The organism is Streptomyces sp. NRRL WC-3742 (assembly GCF_000720635.1).
Lineage (GTDB): Bacteria > Actinomycetota > Actinomycetes > Streptomycetales > Streptomycetaceae > Kitasatospora.
The window spans coordinates 66,498-72,952 of sequence record NZ_JOCF01000038.1 but is presented as its reverse complement, the minus strand read 5'-3'; the positions used below and the strand labels follow the sequence as shown (position 1 = coordinate 72,952).

The following is a 6,455-nucleotide window of genomic DNA, read 5'->3' as shown; positions in this document are numbered from 1 at the left end:
GACGGGGAGTCGGGCGGGGGCTGGGGCGGTGTCCGGGTGGTGGAGAGCGACCAGGGCCGACCGCAGTGGCTGCCCCGGTTCGGTGCGACCGACCCGGAGGCCGTGGCCCGCCGGGCCGTCGCCCTGGGCGCCCGGGTTCTACGGGCCGCACGCGAGGAACCCGCGGTGCTGCGGGACCCGTGGGGCGCCGAGTTCGGCATCACGGCGGTCCCGGCCGCCGGATAGGGCGGGCGGCCCCGGGCCGCGCGCCGCCGCCGCTCACAAGCCCTTGACGGCCTCCGCCAGTTCGGGGCGGCCCTTGATGCCCAGCCGGCGGTAGATCCGGCCGAGGTGGGTGTCCACCGTGCGCTTGCTGAGGAAGAGCCGCTCGGCCACCTCCAGGTTGCTCAGCCCCTGAAGGACCAGGTCCACGACCCGGCGTTCGCTCGGGGAGAGCCGGGCCTGTCGCCGGGGACGGCCGGCTGCGGGCGCCGGGGCGGCTTCCAGGGCCTGGGCGGCGGCAGGGTCGCCGAGGGCGCGGTTGGCCCGGGCCGCGTGCGAACGCCAGGGCACGCAGGCGGGGTTGGTCACGCCGTAGGCAGCCAGCAGCGCGCCGCAGGACCGGAACAGGCGCAGCGCCTCCCGGTGGTCGCCGTGGTGGGCGGCGAGCAGCCCTCGCGTCTCCAGCGCCACCGCCCGCAGCAACGGGTGCGCCTCGGCCGGGAGTTCGGCGATGGCCGGGCCTCCTGGACGGCCCAACGCCAGCCGCGACCGGAGCGCCAAGGTCCCCGCCGCCGAGGTCAGTTCCCGCGCGCTCAGGGCCGCACCCAGTTCGGCGGCCCGCTCGGCATCGGCCAGGGCGTCCTGCGGGCGGGCCCGGTGGTGGGCGAGATCGGCGCGGATGAGCAGGGCGAGGGCGAGGTCGCTGCGACGGTTCCAGCGCTCGGCCGAGCGAACGGCCCGTCCGACCCAGTCGATCGCCTCCCCCGGTGCCCCCGTCCAGGCGAGGGCCAGGGCCGCACCGAGCACCTCGGCCCCGGCCTCGGCGGGCGAGACCGCGTCCAGGCAACGCTGCGCGAACCGGCCGGCCGTACGGGAGGAACCTGCGGCGGCGGCCGAGGCGGCCAGCGCCCCGAACAACGCCGGGGCTCCGGCCCGCCCCGTGCCCGTACGCACTGCGCCCGTACGTACTGCGCCCGTACGTACTGCGGCGAGCGCGGGCCGCAGGGGCGCGCGGCGCCCGGCCAGCACGGCGTGGGCGGCGAGCACCGGCAGAACGTCGACCGGGCCGGGGCCGGCGGCAGCGGAGGCGGCGAAGGAGGCGGCAGCGATGTCGGCGAAGGAGGCGGTGACTGCGGGCCCGCCCGTCAGGAGGTCGGCCGACGGGTGGGCCGGGTCTGTCGGGTCGTCGGCACTGGCCTCGGGCAGGGCGGCGGGCGGGGCAACAGGCGGGGCGGCGGGTGCCGTCGGCGCCGCCAGGGCCGTGGCCGCCTCCGCGAAGGCCGCCGACGCGCCGCCGAGGGCGAGTACCGGGGACGCGAGCGGTGCCAGGAGCAGGGCTCGCAGCGCCGGGTCGGTGATGGTGGTGAGGGTGGTGGCGCAGCGGATGGCGGCGGGGATGTCGCGGTGGAGTTCGACGGTGCCGAGGTGCGCGGTGAGGGGGTGGGCGGGGTCCGGAGGAAGGGTGTCGGCGAGGGCCCGGTGGAGGTAGCGGGCGGCGGCGTCCCAGTTCCCGTCGGTGGCGGCTTCGCGGGCGGCGGCGCGGAGGACGGGGACGGACCGGTCGGGGTGGGTGGTGCCGGCGGACAGGAGGTGCTCGGCGGTGCGGGTGGCGGGGGCGCCGAGGCGGGTGAGGAGAGTGGCGGCCCGTTCGTGGAGGGCGAGGAGGGTGGCCGGGTCGGTGTGGGCGAGGACGGCGGCGCGGATGGTGTCGTGACGGAAGGCGGCGGGCGGGCCGGGGTCGACGAGGTCGGTGCGGCGCAGCGCCTCGTGGGCTTCGCCGGCGTGGAGTTCGCCCTGGCCGGTGAGCAGCGCGGCGGTGGCGAGGTCGGCACCGGGGCCGAGGACGGCGAGGGCGGTGAGGAGGTCGGCGGCGCGGGGGTGGGCGTGGCGCAGCCAGGTGAGGCTGGTGTCGGCGACGGTGGCGGCGCCGATCCGGTGGACGGCGGCGAGGTCGGGCGCGCCGACGGGGACGCGGGCGGCGCGGAGCCGGGCGGCGAGTTCTTCGAGGACGAGCGGGTTGCCCCGGGTGAGGTCGTGGCAGAGGGCGGCCAGGTCCTGGTCGACGGGCGTGTCGAACTCCTCGGCGAGCAGTTCGGCGACGCAGCCGTCGCAGAGCGGGTCGGGGGTGACGGTACGGGCGTGGCCGAGGCCGGCGAGTTCGGCGGCGAGCGGGTCGGCGGCCTCGTCGGCGGTGGTGGCGAGGAGGGCGACGGGCAGGCCCTCGAGGCGGCGGGCGAGGTAGGAGAACCACTGGCGGGATTCCTCGTCGGCCAGGTGCAGGTCGTCGACGGCGATCACCACGGGGGTGCGGGAGGTGAGGGATCGGGCGGCGCGGAAAAGGTGGTCGAGCACCTGTTCCGGGAATTCCCCGGATTCGTTCCGTTCGACCCCGCGCCACATTCCCGGAAAGGGGTCGAAGAGCTGCCGCACCACCCCGTACGGGAATTCCCGTTCGGCGGTGTGGCAGCGCGCCCGCAGCACCACGGCCCCGCCGTCGACGCGGGCCAGCGCGGCGGCCAGCAGGGCGCTCCTGCCGATCCCCCGCGGGCCGCGGACGAGCACCACGGCGGGCCGCCCCGCCTGGGTTCCGGCGAGCGTGCGGGCCAGTTCGGCGAGTTCGCGCTCACGGTGCAGCAGCGTTCCGGTCGGCATCCCCGTTACCCCCTCGTCGGCTCGCGCGGCCCACCGTACCCCCTGCTCAGGACCCCTTCCCACGGGTGTCAGCGCACCCGGTGCCCGCGCCAGCGGAACGTGAGCGCGGTCAGCGCCAGTCCGGCGAGGGACCAGGCGGCCAGCACCAGCGCGATGTGCCCCAGCTCCCAGTTCCCGGCGGGTTCGACGGCGGTGAAGGAGTCCGGCAGGAACACCGAGCGGAAACCCTGGGCCATCCACTTGACCGGGAAGAACGCGGCCACCGTCTGCATCCAGGCGGGCAGTTGGCCGAACGGGAAGAACACCCCGGAGATGAACTGCAGCACCATGAACACCGGGGTGACGATCGCCGCCGCGGACCGGCTGTTGGGGATCAGCGCCGAGTACGCGGCGCCGGCCATCGCACAGGCCACGGTGCCGAGCGCGAGGTCCCAGAGGAGGGTGGACCAGCGCTCGGGGGTGCCGGGCAGCGGCAGCCCGAAGGCGACGAGGGCGAGGCCGATCAGCAGCACCGCCTCGAGTGCGGTGGTGACGATGACCCGCACCAGCTTGCCGATGAAGTACGCCGACTTGGGCATCGGCGTCATGGCGAGCCGGCGCACGGTGCCGGTGTCCCGCTCGATGGCGATGTTGATGGCCAGGCCGGAGAAGGCGGTGCTCATGACGCCCGCGGCGACGATGCCGGCCATGAAGACCTGCTTGAGGTCGGTGTCGGTGCCGGCGACCTTGCCGGAGAAGATCGAGCCGAAGACGAGCAGCAGGATCACCGGGAACATCAGGGTGAAGACGAGCGACTGCTTGTTGCGGAAGAAGGCCCGCAGTTCGACCTTGGAGCGGGCGGCGCAGGCGCGCCACACGCCGGGCGCGGACGCGGGGCGGCGGAGCTCGGCGGCCGTCGGGAGGGCTCGGGGTTCGAGGGTGGTGGTCATCGGTCGGCCGCCTTCCGGCTGATGGTCTGGCTGGTGTCGGTACCGCGGTCGGTGCTGCGGCCGGTGCCGTCGGCGCCGGGGTCGGTGCCACGGTCGGTGCCGTCGGCGTGATCCCGGATCAGGTCCAGGTAGACGTCCTCCAAGGTGGGCCGGTGCACCCGCAGTTCGGACAGCTCGCCGATCCCGGCGGCGTGCGCCCAGGGGGCGAGGACGGCGAGCAGGGCGGTCGGCGCGTGGGTGGCGATCCGCAGCACGCCGTCCGCGCCGACCGGCGCCGGCTCGGCCTCGGGCGGCAGGGCGGGCAGCGCGGGCAGCGCGGGCAGGGGCGGCGAGCCGGGGCCGTACCCGGCGGGGAGCCGGAAGGAGACGGTGCTCGGGGTGCGGTCGCGTCCGCCGAACTCGGCCAGGGGCCCGCACCGGACGACCCGCCCGGCGACGATGACGGCCGCCCGCTGGGCGAGGGCCTCGGCCTCGTCCAGGTAGTGGGTGGTCAGCACGGTGGTGCGGCCGCGGTGGGAGAACCAGCGCACGAGGTCCCAGGCTTCGCGGCGGGCCACCGGGTCGAGGCCCGTGGTGGGCTCGTCCAGGAAGATCAGCTCAGGGTCGCCGACGATGCCCACGGCGACGTCGAGGCGGCGGGCCTGGCCGCCGGAGAGCTCGGTGCTCTGCTTCCGCTCGTGCTTGCCGAGGCCGACCATGTCGATGACCTGGCCGACGGGCAGCGGCCGGGGGTAGAAGGCGGCGAAGTGCTCGACGACCTCGCGCACGGTGAGGTCCGCGTACGCGCCGGTGGTCTGCGGCACCACGCCGATCCGGGCCCGCCAGTCGCGCCGGTCGCGGCCGGGGTCGCAGCCGAGCACCCGGACGTCGCCGGCGGTGCGCTGCCGCACGCCCTCCAGGATCTCGACGGTGGTGGTCTTGCCCGCGCCGTTGGGCCCGAGCAGGGCGAACACCTCCCCGCGGTGGATGTCCAGGTCGAGGCCCTGGACGGCGTGCCGGTCGCCGTAGCTCTTCCGCAGACCGCGGACTGAGACGGGGTGCTCCCCGGCTGTGGTGGTCGTGGTGGACCGGTCGTCGACGAATTCGGCCCGCTGCCGTGCGTCCAGAGCCATGCGAATTGTTCCTTCTCTCGGTTTCGGACCGAGTATTGAGCACACCGACCGGGCGCGATAGATTCCATCCGCCCGAATCCCGGGAATACGCATGGAATGACGTATCGAATGACGTATCGAATGACGTATCGACTGACGCATTTCGTGGAGCATTTCCACGAATGCTCCGGTACGCGTTCGGCCCCGGGTACGCATGCCGGCGGGGCGGGAGGTGTCCGTCAACCCCTCCCGCCCCGCCCTCGTCGTCGCGTGTGCCTACGCGGTGGCCTCCGCGCCGTCCAGGAGGACGGGCAGGGTGCGGGGCCCGTTGGAGATCAGGGAGTCCACGGGTTCGAGCTCCACGCCCGGGACGAGCACCAGCCGCGGGAAGCGCTCGAACAGCGCGCTCAGCGCCGTCCGCGCCTCCAGGCGGGCGAGTTGGGCGCCGAGGCAGAAGTGCGGGCCGTGCCCGAAGGCGAGGTGGTCCTTGACCGTCCGGGTGACGTCGAAGGCGGTGGCGCCGTCCCCGTGCCGGGCGGGGTGGCGTCCGGCGGCGGCGTAGGAGGCGAGGATCGCCTCGCCCCGGCGGACCGTGACCCCGCCGGGCAGTTCGACGTCCTCGAGGGCGTAGCGCAGCGGCAGGTGGGCGACCGGCGCCTCCAGACGCAGCGACTCCTCGACCGCGTCGTCCCAGGCGGCCTTGCCCTCGCGCACCAGGTCGAGCTGCTCGGGGTGGGCGAGCAGCAGGGAGATCGTGTTGCCGATCAGGTTGATGGTGGTCTCGTAACCGGCGGAGACGACCAGCATCACGGTGTCGCGCAGTTCGTCCTCGGTGAGGGCGCTGCCGTCGCCCTCGGTGTCGCGGGCGGCGATCAGCAGGGAGGTCATGTCGTCCCCGGGCTGTTCCCGCTTGGAGGCGATCAGCGCGTCGATCAGCGCGTAGAAGGCCAGCCCGTTGGCCTCGGCCTCCTCCGGGGTGAGGACGGTGGAGAAGACGCCGTCGACGTACTGGCGGAAGCCGTCGCGCAGTTCCTCGGGCAGGCCGAGGAGTTGGGCGATCACGAGGATGGGCAGCGGGCCTGCGAGGTGTTCGCGCAGGTCCACCGGTTCCCCGCCCTCGCCGGCGGCGGCGATGCGGTCGAGCAGGGTGGCCGTCAGCTCCTCGACGCGCTCGGTGAGCGCGGCGACGCGGCGGGAGCTGAAGGCCCCGCTGACCAGGCGGCGCAGCCGGCGGTGCTCGTCGCCCTGGGCGGTGAACATGTTGCGGGCCGTCACCCACAGGGCGAGCGGCCAACCGGCCACCACGGGCTCGAAGTCGGGCCAGTCGTGCAGGCCGTCCTTGGAGATCCGGGGGTCCTTGAGCAGGTCCTCCAGGAGGTCGGGGTCGGACACCGCCCACACCTGCACCCCGAGGATGTCGGCCGGGGTGGCGGGCCCGCGCGCGATCAGCTCGGCGCTCTCGGCGTCGCGGGCCCGCCCCGTGGGGTCGAGGACGAGCGTCGGGCGGTTGACCGGGCACTCCAGGGGGCGGTTCAGCGAGGCCGGACGGTTCTCCAACGAACGCTCCACGAGGGCTCCTTCA

The 6,455-nt window shown here is 74.9% G+C and carries 5 protein-coding genes; 1 reads left to right on the top strand and 4 read right to left on the bottom strand.

Annotation, left to right across the window (positions count from 1 at the left end; genetic code table 11):
* The coding region (locus tag IH61_RS0121910; protein WP_324607611.1) for a VOC family protein at positions 1–225 on the top strand (225 nt) is incomplete at its 5' end.
* A 33-nt stretch (positions 226–258) separates the two neighbouring features.
* Here IH61_RS0121910 and IH61_RS49630 read toward each other — a convergent pair.
* The 4 genes from IH61_RS49630 to IH61_RS0121890 all read right to left on the bottom strand — a co-directional run bounded on the left by IH61_RS49630 (position 259) and on the right by IH61_RS0121890 (position 6,397).
* Positions 259–2,853, bottom strand: a complete 2,595-nt coding sequence (locus IH61_RS49630) for a helix-turn-helix transcriptional regulator (RefSeq protein ID WP_031072363.1) — start codon at positions 2,851–2,853, stop codon at positions 259–261.
* A gap of 68 nt (positions 2,854–2,921) precedes the next feature.
* Positions 2,922–3,782 carry an ABC transporter permease gene (locus tag IH61_RS0121900; RefSeq protein WP_031072361.1) on the bottom strand — a complete coding sequence of 287 codons (861 nt, stop codon included), beginning with the start codon at positions 3,780–3,782 and terminating at the stop codon, positions 2,922–2,924.
* On the bottom strand, positions 3,779–4,894 hold the full coding sequence (locus IH61_RS0121895) for an ABC transporter ATP-binding protein (RefSeq protein WP_063763242.1): 1,116 nt from the start codon (positions 4,892–4,894) through the stop codon (positions 3,779–3,781). Before IH61_RS0121895 ends, IH61_RS0121900 begins: the two co-directional genes overlap by 4 nt.
* Positions 4,895–5,149: 255 nt before the next feature.
* Positions 5,150–6,397 (bottom strand): cytochrome P450 family protein, encoded by a 1,248-nt coding sequence (locus IH61_RS0121890; RefSeq protein WP_031072357.1) that lies wholly within the window; start codon positions 6,395–6,397, stop codon positions 5,150–5,152.
* Between the last annotated feature and the right edge of the window lie 58 nt (positions 6,398–6,455).

What these genes read in the sequence shown, in the direction of transcription:
- IH61_RS0121900 (WP_031072361.1), bottom strand. Translation starts at nt 3,782, where the DNA reads ATGACCACCACCCTCGAACCCCGAGCCCTCCCGACGGCCGCCGAGCTC.
- IH61_RS49630 (WP_031072363.1), bottom strand. Translation starts at nt 2,853, where the DNA reads ATGCCGACCGGAACGCTGCTGCACCGTGAGCGCGAACTCGCCGAACTG.
- IH61_RS0121895 (WP_063763242.1), bottom strand. Translation starts at nt 4,894, where the DNA reads ATGGCTCTGGACGCACGGCAGCGGGCCGAATTCGTCGACGACCGGTCC.